Annotated in this window: 20 protein-coding genes and 1 other RNA gene; 10 read left to right on the forward strand and 11 right to left on the reverse strand. The window is 28.8% G+C overall.

Annotated elements, in window-relative coordinates:
- Positions 1 to 2: 2 nt before the first annotated feature.
- Positions 3 to 671 (reverse strand): FAD-binding oxidoreductase, encoded by a 669-nt coding sequence (locus ACQ65T_RS09165; protein WP_430400776.1) that lies wholly within the window; start codon positions 669 to 671, stop codon positions 3 to 5.
- An 18-nt stretch (positions 672 to 689) separates the two neighbouring features.
- Positions 690 to 1,017: RNase P RNA component class A (gene rnpB / locus ACQ65T_RS09170), an RNA gene on the reverse strand.
- Between the two features lie 113 nt (positions 1,018 to 1,130).
- On the opposite strand from rnpB, the gene ACQ65T_RS09175 reads away from it, so the two are divergent.
- The 3 genes from ACQ65T_RS09175 (at position 1,131) to ACQ65T_RS09185 (ending at position 3,251) form a co-directional block, all read left to right on the forward strand.
- Complete coding sequence (locus ACQ65T_RS09175; RefSeq protein ID WP_430400777.1) at positions 1,131 to 1,436, forward strand: hypothetical protein; 306 nt, start codon at positions 1,131 to 1,133, stop codon at positions 1,434 to 1,436.
- A 109-nt stretch (positions 1,437 to 1,545) separates the two neighbouring features.
- On the forward strand, positions 1,546 to 2,631 hold the full coding sequence (gene dnaX, locus ACQ65T_RS09180; RefSeq protein WP_430400778.1) for a DNA polymerase III subunit gamma/tau: 1,086 nt from the start codon (positions 1,546 to 1,548) through the stop codon (positions 2,629 to 2,631).
- Between the two features lie 95 nt (positions 2,632 to 2,726).
- Positions 2,727 to 3,251, forward strand: a complete 525-nt coding sequence (locus tag ACQ65T_RS09185) for a DNA polymerase III subunit gamma/tau (RefSeq protein WP_430400779.1) — start codon at positions 2,727 to 2,729, stop codon at positions 3,249 to 3,251.
- A gap of 60 nt (positions 3,252 to 3,311) precedes the next feature.
- On the opposite strand, the gene ACQ65T_RS09190 is transcribed toward ACQ65T_RS09185, so the two are convergent.
- From ACQ65T_RS09190 to ACQ65T_RS09220, 7 genes are all read right to left on the reverse strand, one after another.
- Complete coding sequence (locus tag ACQ65T_RS09190; RefSeq protein ID WP_430400780.1) at positions 3,312 to 3,812, reverse strand: CAP domain-containing protein; 501 nt, start codon at positions 3,810 to 3,812, stop codon at positions 3,312 to 3,314.
- Positions 3,813 to 3,966: 154 nt separating this feature from the next.
- A complete protein-coding gene (pdxH, locus tag ACQ65T_RS09195) occupies positions 3,967 to 4,611 on the reverse strand; it encodes a pyridoxamine 5'-phosphate oxidase (protein WP_430400781.1) in 645 nt (214 codons plus the stop codon).
- An 89-nt stretch (positions 4,612 to 4,700) separates the two neighbouring features.
- The gene (locus ACQ65T_RS09200) at positions 4,701 to 5,606 is read right to left on the reverse strand and encodes a ribonuclease Z (RefSeq protein ID WP_430400782.1); all 906 of its coding nucleotides are present in this window, start codon (positions 5,604 to 5,606) and stop codon (positions 4,701 to 4,703) included.
- 77 nt (positions 5,607 to 5,683) lie between these two features.
- Positions 5,684 to 6,016 carry a ribonuclease Z gene (locus tag ACQ65T_RS09205; protein ID WP_430400783.1) on the reverse strand — a complete coding sequence of 111 codons (333 nt, stop codon included), beginning with the start codon at positions 6,014 to 6,016 and terminating at the stop codon, positions 5,684 to 5,686.
- Positions 6,017 to 6,049: 33 nt separating this feature from the next.
- The gene (locus tag ACQ65T_RS09210) at positions 6,050 to 6,976 is read right to left on the reverse strand and encodes an aspartate carbamoyltransferase catalytic subunit (protein ID WP_430400784.1); all 927 of its coding nucleotides are present in this window, start codon (positions 6,974 to 6,976) and stop codon (positions 6,050 to 6,052) included.
- Positions 6,977 to 6,998: 22 nt separating this feature from the next.
- Positions 6,999 to 7,541, reverse strand: a complete 543-nt coding sequence (gene pyrR, locus ACQ65T_RS09215; protein ID WP_430400785.1) for a bifunctional pyr operon transcriptional regulator/uracil phosphoribosyltransferase PyrR — start codon at positions 7,539 to 7,541, stop codon at positions 6,999 to 7,001.
- 123 nt (positions 7,542 to 7,664) lie between these two features.
- Positions 7,665 to 8,513 (reverse strand): DUF2911 domain-containing protein, encoded by an 849-nt coding sequence (locus ACQ65T_RS09220; protein WP_430400786.1) that lies wholly within the window; start codon positions 8,511 to 8,513, stop codon positions 7,665 to 7,667.
- 133 nt (positions 8,514 to 8,646) lie between these two features.
- On the opposite strand from ACQ65T_RS09220, the gene ACQ65T_RS09225 reads away from it, so the two are divergent.
- The 4 genes from ACQ65T_RS09225 to ACQ65T_RS09240 are packed head-to-tail and all read left to right on the forward strand — an operon-like array spanning position 8,647 to position 12,620.
- The gene (locus tag ACQ65T_RS09225) at positions 8,647 to 9,111 is read left to right on the forward strand and encodes an SRPBCC family protein (protein ID WP_430400787.1); all 465 of its coding nucleotides are present in this window, start codon (positions 8,647 to 8,649) and stop codon (positions 9,109 to 9,111) included.
- 8 nt (positions 9,112 to 9,119) lie between these two features.
- Positions 9,120 to 9,818, forward strand: coding sequence for an SDR family NAD(P)-dependent oxidoreductase (locus ACQ65T_RS09230; RefSeq protein WP_430400788.1), 699 nt, complete (start codon positions 9,120 to 9,122; stop codon positions 9,816 to 9,818).
- A gap of 37 nt (positions 9,819 to 9,855) precedes the next feature.
- The gene (locus tag ACQ65T_RS09235; RefSeq protein ID WP_430400789.1) at positions 9,856 to 11,142 is read left to right on the forward strand and encodes a cryptochrome/photolyase family protein; all 1,287 of its coding nucleotides are present in this window, start codon (positions 9,856 to 9,858) and stop codon (positions 11,140 to 11,142) included.
- Positions 11,143 to 11,171: 29 nt separating this feature from the next.
- A complete protein-coding gene (locus tag ACQ65T_RS09240) occupies positions 11,172 to 12,620 on the forward strand; it encodes a deoxyribodipyrimidine photo-lyase/cryptochrome family protein (protein ID WP_430400790.1) in 1,449 nt (482 codons plus the stop codon).
- 6 nt (positions 12,621 to 12,626) lie between these two features.
- On the opposite strand, the gene ACQ65T_RS09245 is transcribed toward ACQ65T_RS09240, so the two are convergent.
- Complete coding sequence (locus ACQ65T_RS09245) at positions 12,627 to 13,283, reverse strand: HAD family hydrolase (protein ID WP_430400791.1); 657 nt, start codon at positions 13,281 to 13,283, stop codon at positions 12,627 to 12,629.
- Between the two features lie 112 nt (positions 13,284 to 13,395).
- Here ACQ65T_RS09245 and ACQ65T_RS09250 point away from each other — a divergent pair, with 112 nt between their 5' ends.
- Genes ACQ65T_RS09250 through ACQ65T_RS09260 form a run of 3 tightly spaced genes read left to right on the forward strand, consistent with a single transcriptional unit; the run spans position 13,396 to position 14,826 of the window.
- Positions 13,396 to 13,938, forward strand: a complete 543-nt coding sequence (locus tag ACQ65T_RS09250) for an RNA polymerase sigma factor (RefSeq protein WP_430400792.1) — start codon at positions 13,396 to 13,398, stop codon at positions 13,936 to 13,938.
- A 30-nt stretch (positions 13,939 to 13,968) separates the two neighbouring features.
- Positions 13,969 to 14,382: a hypothetical protein gene (locus ACQ65T_RS09255; protein ID WP_430400793.1), complete on the forward strand. Its 414-nt coding sequence runs from the start codon at positions 13,969 to 13,971 to the stop codon at positions 14,380 to 14,382.
- Between the two features lie 3 nt (positions 14,383 to 14,385).
- Positions 14,386 to 14,826, forward strand: a complete 441-nt coding sequence (locus ACQ65T_RS09260) for a sensor of ECF-type sigma factor (RefSeq protein WP_430400794.1) — start codon at positions 14,386 to 14,388, stop codon at positions 14,824 to 14,826.
- Positions 14,827 to 14,854: 28 nt separating this feature from the next.
- On the opposite strand, the gene ACQ65T_RS09265 is transcribed toward ACQ65T_RS09260, so the two are convergent.
- Positions 14,855 to 15,901, reverse strand: coding sequence for an oxidoreductase (locus tag ACQ65T_RS09265; protein WP_430400795.1), 1,047 nt, complete (start codon positions 15,899 to 15,901; stop codon positions 14,855 to 14,857).
- Positions 15,902 to 15,966: the final 65 nt, after the last annotated feature.

A 15,966-nucleotide genomic window follows, 5' to 3' on the forward strand; every position in this document is an offset into this window, starting at 1 on the left:
TATTAACTTTCAAAAACTAAACTGTCAGAACTAGCACCTAGATCTTTAAGTATTCTTAAAATATCTTCAACAAAATCAGAAGGTCCACAAACATAAAAATGTTGACTAAAATCGGCTATGTTTTCAATAAGAAAATTTCTGTCAATTCGTTTTCCTTTAAAACCCACTACGCCTTCTCTAGTTAAAACATGCAGGATGTCTTGTTTAAACATTCTGTTAAGTTCATTGAAAGCGATGATATCCAATGATGTTTTATTTAAAAATATTAACTTATTACCTCTTAATTTGTTTTTTTTATATAAATCCCTAAAAATAGCTAAAAAAGGAGTAATTCCTGTTCCAGCTGCAATAAAAATTCCTGGTTTTTCATAGTGAATAGCTCCAAAAACATTATGAAGTATCAATTCATCACCTTTATTTATTCCTGCTAATTTATTTGTAACTCCTTTATGCTTATTGTATATTTTTACAATAAATTCAAGATTATTTGTTTCTTTCTGATTGGTAAATGTAAAAGGACGCAATTCGTTAATCCATTCAGGATCATTTATTGACAAATTTACTGCTTGTCCAGGAGTAAAATCAAAACCTTCAGGTTTTTCTACTAGAAAGCGTTTAACATCATGATTAATGAAATTTGATTCTATAACTTTAACAATATGATTAGCCATTCTAAAGGTTTAAAATTAAAAAAAAGCAGACCTGTAAGCCGGATTCTGTATTACGCGAACGTAACCCTTATCATTTATCTAGATTTTACATTACTGTAAAACTCAAGCTGCCTACCCTTCAGCATCGAACGAGTCGCCCTTATTTTAGCGAACTAAAAACTGCTGATATACTTGACATTTCACCGCATAGAGTTTACCTGGTTTCACTACAGCATTACCTGTACATACTTTCTGTTGCACTTGTCCTCACCTTTCGGCGGATGGGCATTACCCATTATGCTACTCTTTGGTGTCCGGACTTTCCTCCCTTTCGATAAATCGAAACGACGATAAGGCGGTCTGCTGGACAAAATTACAATATTTAAAAGATTTATAAGATTTTGTTTAACATTTTATATAGATATTTTATGGTTATAAAACATTAACTTGTTTAATAAATAACAATTCAATTAACTTATTATGTCTACTATATATAAATACGGATCAACTTCTGAAGCTTTAAAAAAATTAAATGAGTCGGGATATACTTATGACTTTAACATTAATCCTAAAGAAATTATTTTACATCCAGAAAACTACATCATTAGCAAAATATATCAATATGAAGGAAACTCTGATGCTGGTGATAAATCTAAAGTATACGGTATCGAGAGTAAATTTGGATTAAAAGGTGTTTTTGTAACAGGAACTTCAGCGAATTCAGAAGATGAAAATGCAGATGTTATTGCTAAATTGCAAATAAAAATACATAAATATTCTCTTTAGTTATGTAAAATGTAGTTCACAGATTTTGTGAATAACTTTTAGCAATCTTTAGACACATGTATTTTTAGAATCTTTAAATAAAATCTATATTTGTAAAAGAATAAAGATAATGGAACAATTTATAGTATCAGCAAGAAAATATCGTCCGCAAACATTTAAAGATGTTGTGGGACAACGTGCTATAACCAATACTTTATTAAATGCTATTGAAACCAATCATTTAGCCCAAGCACTATTGTTTACTGGACCAAGAGGTGTTGGAAAAACTACTTGTGCAAGAATCCTAGCTCGTAAAATTAACCAAGAAGGTTATGATGATCCTTTAGAAGATTTTTCATTCAATGTTTTCGAATTGGATGCTGCTTCAAATAATGGTGTAGATGACATCCGTAGCATTATTGATCAAGTAAGAATACCTCCGCAAACAGGTAAATATAAAGTTTATATTATAGATGAGGTACACATGCTTTCTCAAGCAGCTTTTAATGCTTTTCTAAAAACATTAGAAGAGCCTCCAAAACATGCTATTTTTATTCTTGCAACTACTGAAAAACATAAAATTATACCAACCATTCTTTCTCGATGTCAAATTTTTGATTTTAAGAGAATTACAGTTAATGATGCTAAAGAACACTTAGCAGAAATTGCCAAAGAACAAGGGGTAACATTTGAAGATGATGCTTTGCATATTATTGCTCAAAAAGCAGATGGTGCAATGCGTGATGCTTTATCTATATTTGACAGAGTGGTTTCTTATTGTGGAAATAACCTTAGTAGACAAGCTGTTACTGAAAATTTAAATGTTTTAGATTTTGAATATTATATCAAAATAACTGATTTGTTATTAGAAAATAAGATTCCGGAATTGCTTATTTCTTATAACGATATTTTAGCAAAAGGATTTGATGGTCATCATTTTATTGCTGGATTAGCATCTCATTTCAGAGATTTATTGGTTTGCCAAAACCCTGCAACTTTAGTGCTTTTAGAGTCTGGTGAACAAGCTAAATTATTATATCAAAAACAATCTTCTCACGCTTCTCAGTCTTTTTTATTACAAGGAATTGAATTAGCTAACGATTGTGATTTAAAATATAAAAACAGTCAGAATCAACGTCTTTTAGTAGAACTTTGTTTAATGCAAATTGCCTCTATCAATTTTGATGGAGAAAAAAAAAAGTTAAATCCTATATAATACCTGCTACTCATTTTAGAAATACTTCCTATTCTATAGTTGAGCTACCTCCAAAAGTTATTAAGACTGAAGAACTTCCTGTAAAAAAAGGTGTTGTGGAAGTTATACAACCTAAAGTTGAAGAAATTTTACCTGTAACTGAAAAGAGAGGCCAAACTGAAACTAAAATTTCAGCATTATCATTATCAAGTATTAAAGCTAAAAAAGAGTTAGAAGCAAAACAACTAATTCATGCTAAAAATGATGGAGTTTTACCCACTGAATCATTTTCAGAAACAGATATGTTACTATTATGGAATAAGTTTGCTGCTCGATTAGCTGACCAAAATAAAAGGTTAATGTCTACTTATATGTTAATGAGTACTCCAACTATTAACGGTTCTAAAATAAGTATTGAACTTCCAAATGAAAGTACAAGAGAAGAGTTTGAAACTGGAAATAACGAACTTTTAGGTTATTTAAGAGGTAAACTTCATAATCATGACATTACAATTGAAGTAATCGTAAATGAGGTTGTAGAAACTAAATATGCATTTACTCCTGATGATAAATATGAAAAACTTAAAAGTATTAATCCAGCAATGGAATTATTAAGAAGGACTTTTGATTTAGATGTATAAAAAAAGAGTACTACTGGAAGTACTCTTTTTTTTATAACTAACTTAAAAAACAATAGACTATTATTTTTTAATAAACATATTTGTATAATATTTTCTTCCGTCATTATCAATTCGAATTGAAACTCCATAATGACTGTAATCTCCTTCTAGATTTGCTTTATGACCTGCACTTGCAATCCATGCGTTTAAAGCAGCTTGAGGTGTTGAATATCCAAAAGCAACATTTTCACCTACTCTGTAAGCGCCTAAAACTTGTTGTAAATTAGTTTTTCTTTCTGTAAACCCATTATGATTCACAGTATTTGTAGAAATCATATAATCATTATGTTCACTAGACTTGAATGAAATATGTTCAATAATTTCTAAAGGATTTAGATTATTATCAACTCTGTAAGTGTTAACTAAATCTAATAATTCTAGTTCTGTTAAATCATGAGAATAAGATCTTGGAGTTTCTGTAGCAGTAGTAGGTACTGAAACAGATTCTGAATCTGATGAACAAGAGGTTAAGGTTAAAGTCGAAAAAATTAGGGCAAAAAGGATTAATTTTGTGTTTTTCATAATCGTCAGCATTAAATGTTCTTTTTGTTGTTTCAGTAATCAATAAATCGATTAACTGTTTGATTTTCAAGTCAAATGTACAACATCCACGACAACATGCAAATAAATTCGATGAAATGCATGAAATTTTAACATTTAAATAACTTTTTGATTATCAAGGAGATAACCTAGATATATTCCAATCGTAATTTTCTGACAATTTATATTTAATTCTATCATGAAGCCTATTCGGACGTCCTTGCCAAAATTCAACTTCAATTGGTTTTATAATAAATCCACCCCAATTTTTTGGTCTTGGTATTGGTTTACCTTCAAATTTTTGTTCTAATTTTTTTAATTCATTTTCTAAAAATGATCTGTTAGGAATTACTTCACTTTGTGCTGAAGCTAGTGCGCCTAGTTTACTTCCGTCTGGACGAGAATCAAAATAATTATCAGAAATGGTTTCAGAAGTTTTTTCAGCTATGCCTTTAATAATAACTTGACGTTCAAGTGAAGTCCAAAAAAAAGAGATACAAACATTAGGATTATTTAGAATAGCCTTTCCTTTTTCTGAATTATAGTTTGTGAAAAAGATAAAGCCTTCTTCGTTGTATTTTTTAAGTAACACTACCCTACTTTTTGGAAATCCGTCTAAACCTATTGTAGAAACGGTCATTGCGTTTACTTCATCAACACCACCAAAGTCTTCAACTTCATGAAACCATTTATGGAATAAATTTATTGGATCTTCTGGAATTGAAGATTCTATTAATTCATTCTTTTCATATGATTTTCTATAGTTACTTAAATCAGACATATTATAATTTTTATTAATTCTTAAAATATTAGTTATTTTTCTTAAAAAATAAGTTTACAATAAATTTAAATAACTTCGCTAAATAAGTTTCAGAGTTCGATTGTTTTTCCATCGTTTGCTAGTATTACATTATTAAATATAGTTTTTGCTTCTTCTTTAAACAATTCAATATTTCCATATCGTGTTGAATAATGTCCCATTATTAATTTTTTTACATTAGCTTTTAAAGCAATAGTTGCCGCTTCCCTTGCGGTGGAATGCATCGTTTTTATAGCCAAATGTGATTCTGTTTCTAAAAACGTTGACTCATGATAAAGTGCGTCTACACTTTTAATTAAAGGTATTATGTCCTCATTATAAACTGTATCACTACAAAAAGCATAACTTTTTTCATAGTCTGGCTCAAAAGTCAACTCTAAATTAGAAATATTTTTTCCATTATCCAATGTAATATCTCCACCAAACTTTATTTTTTGGTAATAACATTTATCAATATTATAATCTTCAATGGCTTCTATATTCAGTTTTCTTTGAGTATTTTTTTCTTTAAATAAGTAACCGTTTGTATACACTCTATGTTGTAGTGGAATTGTATGAACAATTACATTATCATCTTCAAATACTACAATACTTTCTTTACTTTCTAATTCATGAAAATACAAATTATAACCTGTATATGAATTTGATAGCTTTAATTGTAACAGTATAATTTCTTTAATTCCTTTTGGACCATATACATGTAAATCATTTTCTCTATTGAGTAACGAAAATGTTGAAATTAAACCAATTAATCCATAAAAATGATCACCGTGCAAATGAGAAATGAAAATTCTATTTATACGAGAGAATTTGATTTTATGTTTCCTGAGTTGTACTTGAGTTCCTTCTCCACAATCTATTAAAAACATTTGATTTTTAATTTCAAGTACTTGAGAGGTAGGATTTGTAATCGTTCTTGGAGTAGCTGCATAACAGCCCAATATAGTAAGTTTCATCCTTTTAATTGATAGTTGATAATGTATAATTAACAATTATCAGAATTATCAATTTTTAATTATCAATATTTTAATTATTAAAACCCTAAATCGCGTTCTATCTCATCCATTTCAATCATGTCATGAGCTTCAAGAACAGAAGGAACAACAGTTATAGAATTGGGAACTTTATCGAAATCAATATTATCTGCTACTATGACTAGAGATTTTTTGGATTTAAGGTGTTTTTTTGAAAACTCTTTGAATAAATTTAAATCTTCTAAAGAAATAGAGTTATCATGAGTAATATCTAAAATTAAATTTTGGGAAGCATATGACGAATGTTGATTAGAAATATTTTCTACAAAAGCTTTTACATCACCTTTAGTTTCTCTAATAATCGTTGTATGTCCTTTTTGCTCTACTTTCATTTTATTATTGATTTAAAGCTAATTTAGCAATAATTATTTAATTTTTGAAGCCAATAAGTAAATAACTGCCATTCTAACAGCAACACCATTTTCAACTTGGTTTAAAATGACCGATTGCGAGGAATCTGCAACATCTGATGTAATTTCTACTCCTCTATTTATTGGTCCTGGATGCATAATTACAACTTCTTTATTTAAAGAATCTAATAATTCTTTTGTAACACCATATTGCTGAGCATATTCTCGTGTAGATGGAAAATAATTAACGTCTAATCGCTCATTTTGTACACGAAGCATGTTTGCCACATCAGCCCATTCAAGAGCTTTTCTTAGATTTGGTTCAACTTTTACTCCTAGAGACTCAATATGTTTAGGAATTAATGTTTTAGGCCCACAAACTTTAACCTCTGCCCCTTGCATTTGAAGAGCAAAAATATTTGATAAGGCTACTCTTGAGTGTAAAATATCACCTACAATAACTACTTTCTTCCCTGCTACACCTCCTAAACTTTCTCTAATAGTATAACTATCTAATAGCGCTTGTGTAGGATGTTCATGTGCACCATCTCCTGCATTAATAATACTTGCTTTTACATTCTGAGATAAAAAATGAGCAGCTCCAGGATTACTGTGACGCATAACAACCATATCTACTTTCATAGACAGAATATTATTTACAGTATCTATTAATGTTTCCCCTTTTTTTACTGATGATTGTGCTGCCGAAAAACTAATTACATCTGCAGAAAGTCTTTTTTGAGCTAATTCGAAAGATAACTTTGTTCTTGTACTGTTTTCGAAAAAAATATTAGCAATTGTAATGTCTCTTAACGAAGGAACTTTTTTAATAGGCCTATTGATTACTTCTTTAAAATGATCAGCAGTTTCAAAAATTAAATCAATATCATCTTTTGTGATGTATTTTATTCCTATTAAATGATTTACAGATAAAGTTTTCATTTATGTTGTGTGTTGTTGTGTCTTATTTTATTACTTCGATTAAAACCAAATCTTCACCTTCATTTTCTTTCCATTTTACAATCACTTTTTCATTGTTAATTGCATCCACTTGTCTTCCTCTATAATCGGGTTGAATGGGTAAATGACGACTAAATCGTCTATCAATCAAAGTTAACAATTCAATTTCAGAAGGTCTTCCAAAAGATTGAATTGCTGTTAATGCAGCTCTAATACTTCTTCCTGTATAAAGTACATCATCGATAAACACTACTTTTTTATCTTCCACTACAAAATCAATTTCAGTTTTATTAGCTTCTAAAGTTTTGTCTCCTCTCCTAAAATCATCTCTAAAAAAGGTAATGTCTAAATACCCTACTTGAATAGACTGTATATTATAATCTTCTTTTAATAATGTAGATAATCGTTGAGCTAAAAATTTTCCTCTTGGTTGAATTCCTATTAAAATGGTATTTGAAAAATCTAAATGCTTTTCAATTAATTGGCAAGCCAAACGATGTAGTATGATATTGACTTCTTTTGCAGTTAGCAATACTTTTTGACTCATTTGTAGATGTGTTGGTTCAGCAAATTTAAAAATTTATTTGGCTATATTGGATATTTACTAAAAAATAAAAGCTGATTCTTTCGAAAGAATCAGCTTTTATTTACTTTTAAGGACAATGATCAATTATTTAGACCATTCTTTAATACTGTCATTATTCATTTTTTCATAATCTTTATTTCCTGCTTTTACAGCACCTTCTAAAGAATATTTAGCTGTTTCGATTGCACCTTTTTTATCGCCTAGTTTAGCTTGTATTAGAGATTTTAATCTCAAATACCAAAAAGGGACATCTTTATCAGATGGTGTTAATGAAATAGCATTATTAATCCATAAAAGAGCTTTATTTAATTCTTTGTCAGATTCATAATAATATTTTGCAGCTGAAAAATAATCACTTACTGTAGGACCAGCTAGAGCTTTTTCAATGCTATTCATAGCTATTTCTTGAGTTGGAACAGTAAATAGCACAGATACTAATGTACGTTCCCAAGAGATTTCTAGAGCTCCTGAATCATTAGTTAAATTATTTAACGAAATAGTAAACGATTCAACCGATTTGTTTAATGTTTCTGGTTTAACATTTACTCGTAAAGCCACTTTTTTGTCGTCCCATTCCTGTGGTAATCCCCAATTGTTCGTGTCAGTATAAAAAATAACATCCCAACTATCTGCTTTTGGAAGAGTAAACAATGCATATTTACCTTTTTTAAGTTCATTTTTACCAAACATAACATTTTCACTAAATGTTACAGTAGTATTTTCATTTGCACCAGTTCTCCAATATTTTCCATAAGGTACTAAATCACCATAAACGGTTCTTCCTTTAGCACTTGGACGTGAATAGTTAATTTCTACTGAAGTTAAACCAACTACTTGTTCAATTTTTGATAAAGGACTAGCTTGTGGTGTTTTTACTTGTGCTGTAATTGTAAATCCGACTGCTAACAATGATGCTAAAAATATCTTTTTCATATTTATTATTATTTATTTTCTACGAAATTAATATTTTAAAAATACTTAAATGTTAATAAAAACCAAAAAAAGAAAAAATTTGTTTAATTTTTATTGATAAAAGTTAAACAATAATTATCTTTACAAAAAAAACATGAAAATATATTCTCTACATTCAAAGCAAAATTTACCCATTTCATTAGATGAAGCATGGGAATTTCTATCAAATCCAAAAAATTTAAAAACTATAACACCCAATTATATGGGATTTGAAATCCTTTCAGGTGCAGATAGACCAATGTATCCAGGACAACTTATTCAATATATTGTAACCCCTGTACTAGGAATTAAAACGAAATGGGTTACAGAAATTACTCATGTTGTAGATAAAAAGTTCTTTGTTGATGAACAACGTTTTGGACCATATGCATTATGGCATCATAAACACTTTTTAAAAGAAATTGATGGTGGTGTAGAAATGGAAGACATTGTAGATTACAAAGTTCCCATGGGAATTTTAGGCCAGATGGTTCAACCAATAATTGTGCAACCAAAATTGAATGAAATTTTCGAATACAGAAGAAAAAAACTAATTGAGTTATTTGGAGAATTTAAATAAAATATATTATGAAAAACATACTATTAATTGGAGGTTCATACGGAATTGGTTTTGAGATAGCCAAAGAACTTCAAGAAAGAAATAACGTATTTATTGCTTGTAGAACAAATGAAGAATTAGTTAATTTAAAAGTTACACATATTCCTTTTGATGCTTCAATAGATTCTCTAGATACTTCAAAACTACCAGAAGTTATTGATGGTTTGGTCTATTTACCAGGGAGTATAAATTTAAGACCTTTTAAAGGTTTAAAAATTGAAGCTTTTGAAAACGATTTACAAATTAATTTTATTGGTTTGGTTAAGGTTATACAAGCAGTTTTACCTAATTTACTGGCTTCAGAACAGTCAAGTATAGTATTATTTAGTAGTGTTGCTGCAAGTATGGGAATGCCTTTTCATACAAGTGTTGCCGCATCTAAAGGTGCTATAGAAGGTTTTGCTAAAGCTTTAGCTGCTGAATATGCTCCAAAAATTAGAGTTAACGTAATTGCACCATCTTTAACTGACACACCATTGGCAGATAAATTTCTTAATAATGATATTAAAAAAGAAAAATCTTCTGAACGTCATCCACTAAAAAGATTTGGACAACCAGAAGATATTGCTCAAATGGCTAACTTTTTATTAAGTAAAAAAAGCAGTTGGATGAGTGGCCAAGTATTACACGTTGACGGTGGAATGTCGACTTTGCTGGTCAATGGATAAATTTAATAGAATTATTAATTTGTAATTTTTGATTAGTATGAATATATTTTGGTTTAGAAGGGATTTGCGTTTAGAAGATAATGTAGGATTATTTCATGCTTTAAGTGAAGGTAGTGAAACGCTTCCAATTTTCATTTTTGATGAAAAAATTCTTTCTGAATTACCAAAAGATGATGCTCGTGTGTCTTTTATACATGAATTATTATTTAAAATTCAAAATAAACTTCAAGAAACTGGAAAATCGTTAGCTGTATTTTATGGAGAACCAAAATCTGTTTTCGAAAAATTAATTCAAGAAAATAAAATTAAAACAGTTTATACTAATCACGATTACGAGCCTTATGCTAGAAAACGAGATAAGGAAATGAATCTATTGTTTAAAGAACATCAAATTGAATTCAAAACCTGCAAAGACCAAGTTGTTTTTGAAAAAAGTGAAATTGTAAAAGATGATGGAAGTCCCTATGTAGTTTACACTCCTTATTCTAAAAAATGGAAAGAGGCCTTTTCTAAAATTAAATTAAGTTATTATAATTCTGAGGAAAAGTTAGATAAAATTATTAATCACTCCTACCCTTTTTTAAGTTTAAAAGATATAGGTTTTGAAGTTTCTTCCATAAAGGTTACTCCTTTTAACATAAGTGATAAAGTAATATCAAACTATGAAGAAACTCGAAATTTCCCTGCACTAAAAGGAACTTCAATGTTAGGAACTCATTTGCGTTTTGGTGCTGTTTCTATTAGAAAAATAGTAAATCATGCTGCAACTTTTCAAAATGAAACGTTTTTAAAAGAGCTAATTTGGAGAGAGTTTTTCATGCAAATTTTATGGCATTTTCCACATACAGTAAATTCAAGTTTCAGACCAAAATACGATGCCATACAATGGAGAAATAATGAAGATTTATTCAAAAAGTGGTGTGATGGAAAAACAGGTTACCCTATTGTGGATGCTGGAATGAGAGAACTAAACAAAACAGGTCATATGCACAATCGTGTCCGAATGGTTGTAGCTAGCTTTCTATGCAAACATTTATTAATTGACTGGAAATGGGGAGAAACTTATTTTGCTCAAAAACTATTAGACTATGAACAAGCTAGTAATGTTGGAAATTGGCAATGGGCAGCAGGGTCAGGTGTTGATGCAGCTCCTTATTTCAGAATTTTCAATCCAACGGAACAAATAAAAAAGTTTGATAAAGAGTTGAAATACATCAAAAAGTGGGTTCCTGAATTGGAATCGTTTCAATATCCAAAGCCAATAGTTGATCATAAAGAAGCAAGAGAACTTTGCTTAAAAGTATATAAAGAAGCTGTTGGTTAAAGTTATATAAATAATATAAAAGTGAAAAAATGAATATTGTTTGGTTTAAAAGAGATTTACGATTAACAGATAATGAGGCTCTTTATAACGCCATTTCATCTGGACGAAAAGTGCTTTTACTATACATTTTCGAACCTTCTCTTTTAAAAGATATTCATTATAGCCAACGTCATTTTGATTTTATAAAACAATCATTAGAAAGTTTACAAAAAGATCTTATTCAATATCATACTCAAATTTTAATTGTTAAAGGTGAGGCTCTGTCTATTTTTAAAAAATTAAACCAACTTATTTCTATAAATGCTGTTTATTCACATCAAGAAACTGGAATAAAAATAACGTATGATAGAGATAAAGATATAGCTCTATATTTTAATAAACATTCTATTCCTTGGTACGAATCTATTAATAATGGAGTTATAAGAGGTATTGAAAATAGAAAAAAATGGAAAGAAGACTGGAATGATTATATGAATAAAAAATGTTTACCATTTGAAGCCAATGGCAGAACTTTTATGAAGTATAAAGATATTGAAGAAATAGAAAATCAGTTCGAGAAACCTTCCTTAATATCAAATAAAAACACACCATTTCAAAAAGGAGGAACTCCTACTGCATTGAGGTATTTGAAATCCTTTTTTGATGAACGTGTTGCTAACTACTCTAAAAATATTTCAAAGCCTGAAAAGGCAAGAATGAGTTGCAGTAGATTGTCGCCATATATTGCATGGGGAAATATTTCAATAAGGCAAGTTTATGAAGAAGCATGGAAGACATCCCAAAAAGGTTTATATAAGAGACAAATTTCAAATTTTGCTTCGCGTTTACGTTGGCAAGCCCATTTCATTCAAAAATTTGAAATGGAAAGTGATATGGAATTTATTTCTGTAAATAAAGGATATCGTAATCTAGACCAACCAGTTAATCCTTTTTATCATAATTCTTGGAAAGAAGGAAAAACAGGAATACCTATTGTAGATGCATGTATGAGATGTTTAAATACTACCGGATATTTAAATTTTAGAATGAGAGCTTTAATAGTTTCTTTTTATACACATAATTTATGGCAACCTTGGCAAAACTGTTCTCCACATTTAGCGCAACAATTTTTAGATTTTGAACCAGGTATACATTACCCACAAATACAAATGCAAGCTGGCGTAACAGGAATTAATACATTACGCGTTTACAATCCCGTAAAGAATTCAATTGAACACGATGAAGAAGGTGTTTTCATTAAAAAATGGGTACCTGAATTAGCAGTTATACCACAAGAGTTTATACATGAACCATGGAAACTAACTACTATTGAACAAGAAATGTATAACTTTAAACTAGGAATAAATTACCCATACCCAATCGTAGATATTGAAAAGACTAGAAAACATTCCAGCGATATATTATGGAATTTGCGTAAAAATATTGAGGTAAAAAAAGACAGTAAACGTATTGTTGAAAAGCATACCAATCCAAATTAGAAATAATTAATTCAAATTCTTTACCATTTCTGCATTCATTTCATTAAAATGACGAACAATTATATTTGCTTTAGATAAATCTTGATATTTAGAATGTAAACTATCGTAACCTATACAATAAATGCTAGCTCCTACTGCAGCTTCAATTCCGTTTGTGCTATCTTCAATTACTATACAGTTCTCTTTAGGGGCAATAGATAAGCTTGCAGCATGTTCAAAAATTGCAGGGTGTGGTTTAGATTTTGGGAAATCTTCTCCAGAAATTTTATGAGTAAAATATTGATTTAGATTAAATCGGTTAAAAACTCGATCAATAGTTAGTTTAGAAGCTGATGAAGCCAAAATTAATTGAATGCCATTAGCATATAAATCTTTAATTAAATCTTCAACACCTTCTATTAAAAACAAATCTTCTTTGGTATCAAAAGCATCATTAAAAATAGCCCTTTTTCTTAGAATTAAATCTTCGACATCTTCGCTTAAATTAAACTGATTTTTTAATTTCTGAAAAACATTACGTGTAGAATTACCAGTTAACGTGTGATATAATTCATCGGTAACAAGAATATTTAATTCTTCAAAATGTTTAAAATAAGCATATTTATGAACAGGTTCTGTATCTACTATTACACCATCCATATCGAAAATTACTGTTCTAATCATGTTCTTAATACGTTTTTTCAAAGGTAGAATTTGAAATTGTATTAATCAATTAAAAAAAGACAAAATCGAATTAAACCTTTTTGTATATCTTTAGTCTTAAATAAAAAACAAGTTGCAAGACGATCAAGATTTAATTGAATTACTACTTAATACTAAAACCCAAAACGATGGGTTTAAGAAACTTGTACAATTATATCAGAAACCTTTATATTATCATATTAGAAATATAGTCTTAAACCATGATGATACTGACGATGTTTTACAAAACACCTTTATAAAAGTATTTACTAATATTTCTAAATTTAAAGGAGAGAGTAAACTATATTCTTGGATTTATAGAATCGCAACAAATGAATCGCTGACTTTTCTTCAGCAAAAGGCTAAGAAAAGCGGTATATCAAATGAAGAAGTACAGCAAAGAGAATTAATGAAACTTGAAAGTGATGTTTATTTTGAAGGAAATGAAATTGAACTTAAACTTCAAAAAGCAATAGCTACTTTGCCAGAGAAACAACAACTTGTCTTTAAAATGAAATATTTTGAAGAAATAAAATACGAAGAAATGTCAGGAATTTTAGAAACATCAGTTGGAGCTTTAAAAGCTAGTTATCATATTGCTGTAAAAAAAATCGAAGAAATTTTAAAATCAAATTAAACCTTTTTACAAAAAATCTGTCTTATTAATATGAAAAACATTGATTTAAATACAACTAAAATAAAATCGGGATTTAAAGCTCCTAATGATTATTTTGAAAAATTTGAAGCAAGAATTTTAGATAAAATTCCAGCTCCAGAAACAAAAGTTGTCTCTTTGTTTCATAGAAAACAAATTTGGATCAGTAGTATTGCTGCTGTTTTATTGTTAGCTATTGCTATTCCTTCTTATTTTAATTCAATACAAACAAATACCCCATTAGACAATTCAAATATTGAAAACTATTTATCTTATCAAACCAATTTTACAAACTTTGATATTATTGAGAACTTGAACGAAGATGATATAGTTGAACTAGAAAATGCACTTTCAATTAGTTCTAAAGAAGATGTAGAAGCTTACTTATTAGATACTCAAAATTTAGATTACTATTTAAACGAATAAAAAATGAAAAAAAAATTAACACTATCGGTACTGCTTTTATTTACTGTTTTAAGTTTCAGTCAGGATTTTAAAGAGAAAAGAGAAAAAATAAAAGCACTAAAAGTTGCTTATATTACTGAACAGTTAGAATTAACAACAGATGAAGCTCAAAAATTTTGGCCAATTTATAATGCAAATGAAGAAAAGCAGTTTGAATTGCGTCATAAAAAAATGCGTTCTATTATAAATAAATTTGAAAATGGAGGTTTAGAAAAATTATCCGATAAAGAAGCTACTTCTTTAATTGATCAAGTCGAAAGTATTGAAGATGAACTTCACGATTATAAGAAGAAGTATATAAAAGACCTAAAAACGGTTATTTCTGCTAAGAAAATAATTAAACTTAAAAAAGCAGAAGATGAATTTAATCGTAAATTGATGAAACAATTTAGAGGTAAAAAATAAAAAAAGAGCGACAATTTTCGCTCTTTTTTTATTGAAAATTCAATTTTATTATTCTGTTTTTACCTGTTGCTATAGCAGAGTTATCGTTAATAAATCTTAAAGTTAATAAGTCATTATCTTCTAACATTTTAACCCATGATTCTCCTCTATCGTAAGAATAATGTACTCCTGTTCCACCAACACAAACCAATTCATTTCCTTTTTTATTAGGCACAAACTGAATGCATGATGCATAGCCAAAACCTTCATTTTGAGCTATTAGCTTCCATGTTTTCCCACCATCAATTGTAATGGCTTTGTTTGAGGAATTGTCATTTTGATCTTCATAATTTCCACCTGCAATAGCACCAATATTTTCATCATAAAAATCAGCTGTAAAAATACCTGTCATTGCTTTCCCTTGGATAATTGGTGTATTGAAAACATTCCATGAATTACCTTTATTCTTACTTACAAAGACTCTTGACTTAATTCCACCTGAGACAATAAATATTGAATTGCCTCTAAGAATTAAATTTGTATTACTAGCAGCAAAAGCAGCTTCCCCATCAATTACATTTGGGAGATTATTACAAGGAATTTTATGCCAATTTTCTCCCCCATCATTTGTCGTTATAATATTTAAACAATTATTAATTGGATCTCCCATTGCTATTCCAAATTTTTCATCTAAAAACTGCATACTATCATAAAAAACTTTTTCATGATTCTCTTTATAAACTAACTTTAAATCTTTAGTTTCTTTATTTATTCTTATAAGTAAAGCCGGATTTGAAACACTCAAAAAAAATATATTTTCTTGTGTTTGAGCAATACTTCTAAACTCAGGTTTTAAAGAATCAATTTCAATATAGCCTCCACATCTTACTCTGTCATTTAAATTAATTGAACCATATTTACCATTATTACCAGCATACCAAAGCAAATCTTTATCAATTAAAATTGCTCTACTACTAATAGATTCTTCGTGTAAAATTTCAACATTAATTTTTTGAAAAGTAGCTTTAAAATCAACTTTTTTAGAACAAGAAAACAATACTAAAAAAGAAATTACTAAAATATATTTAACCTTCATAAACATTTGTATTTACAGCTAAAATACAATATAAATATGATTATTAAATAAGATCGAAAATAAAG

Source organism: Flavobacterium sp. (assembly GCF_965284515.1).
Lineage (GTDB): Bacteria > Bacteroidota > Bacteroidia > Flavobacteriales > Flavobacteriaceae > Flavobacterium.

Excerpts from the sequence above, each read along its gene's own strand:
- ACQ65T_RS09165 (WP_430400776.1), bottom strand. The coding sequence starts at position 671 with ATGGCTAATCATATTGTTAAAGTTATAGAATCAAATTTCATTAATCAT.
- ACQ65T_RS09175 (WP_430400777.1), top strand. The coding sequence starts at position 1,131 with ATGTCTACTATATATAAATACGGATCAACTTCTGAAGCTTTAAAAAAA.
- dnaX (WP_430400778.1), top strand. The coding sequence starts at position 1,546 with ATGGAACAATTTATAGTATCAGCAAGAAAATATCGTCCGCAAACATTT.
- ACQ65T_RS09190 (WP_430400780.1), bottom strand. The coding sequence starts at position 3,812 with ATGAAAAACACAAAATTAATCCTTTTTGCCCTAATTTTTTCGACTTTA.
- pdxH (WP_430400781.1), bottom strand. The coding sequence starts at position 4,611 with ATGTCTGATTTAAGTAACTATAGAAAATCATATGAAAAGAATGAATTA.
- ACQ65T_RS09200 (WP_430400782.1), bottom strand. The coding sequence starts at position 5,606 with ATGAAACTTACTATATTGGGCTGTTATGCAGCTACTCCAAGAACGATT.
- ACQ65T_RS09205 (WP_430400783.1), bottom strand. The coding sequence starts at position 6,016 with ATGAAAGTAGAGCAAAAAGGACATACAACGATTATTAGAGAAACTAAA.
- ACQ65T_RS09210 (WP_430400784.1), bottom strand. The coding sequence starts at position 6,976 with ATGAAAACTTTATCTGTAAATCATTTAATAGGAATAAAATACATCACA.
- pyrR (WP_430400785.1), bottom strand. The coding sequence starts at position 7,541 with ATGAGTCAAAAAGTATTGCTAACTGCAAAAGAAGTCAATATCATACTA.
- ACQ65T_RS09220 (WP_430400786.1), bottom strand. The coding sequence starts at position 8,513 with ATGAAAAAGATATTTTTAGCATCATTGTTAGCAGTCGGATTTACAATT.
- ACQ65T_RS09225 (WP_430400787.1), top strand. The coding sequence starts at position 8,647 with ATGAAAATATATTCTCTACATTCAAAGCAAAATTTACCCATTTCATTA.
- ACQ65T_RS09230 (WP_430400788.1), top strand. The coding sequence starts at position 9,120 with ATGAAAAACATACTATTAATTGGAGGTTCATACGGAATTGGTTTTGAG.
- ACQ65T_RS09235 (WP_430400789.1), top strand. The coding sequence starts at position 9,856 with ATGAATATATTTTGGTTTAGAAGGGATTTGCGTTTAGAAGATAATGTA.
- ACQ65T_RS09240 (WP_430400790.1), top strand. The coding sequence starts at position 11,172 with ATGAATATTGTTTGGTTTAAAAGAGATTTACGATTAACAGATAATGAG.
- ACQ65T_RS09245 (WP_430400791.1), bottom strand. The coding sequence starts at position 13,283 with ATGATTAGAACAGTAATTTTCGATATGGATGGTGTAATAGTAGATACA.
- ACQ65T_RS09255 (WP_430400793.1), top strand. The coding sequence starts at position 13,969 with ATGAAAAACATTGATTTAAATACAACTAAAATAAAATCGGGATTTAAA.
- ACQ65T_RS09260 (WP_430400794.1), top strand. The coding sequence starts at position 14,386 with ATGAAAAAAAAATTAACACTATCGGTACTGCTTTTATTTACTGTTTTA.
- ACQ65T_RS09265 (WP_430400795.1), bottom strand. The coding sequence starts at position 15,901 with ATGAAGGTTAAATATATTTTAGTAATTTCTTTTTTAGTATTGTTTTCT.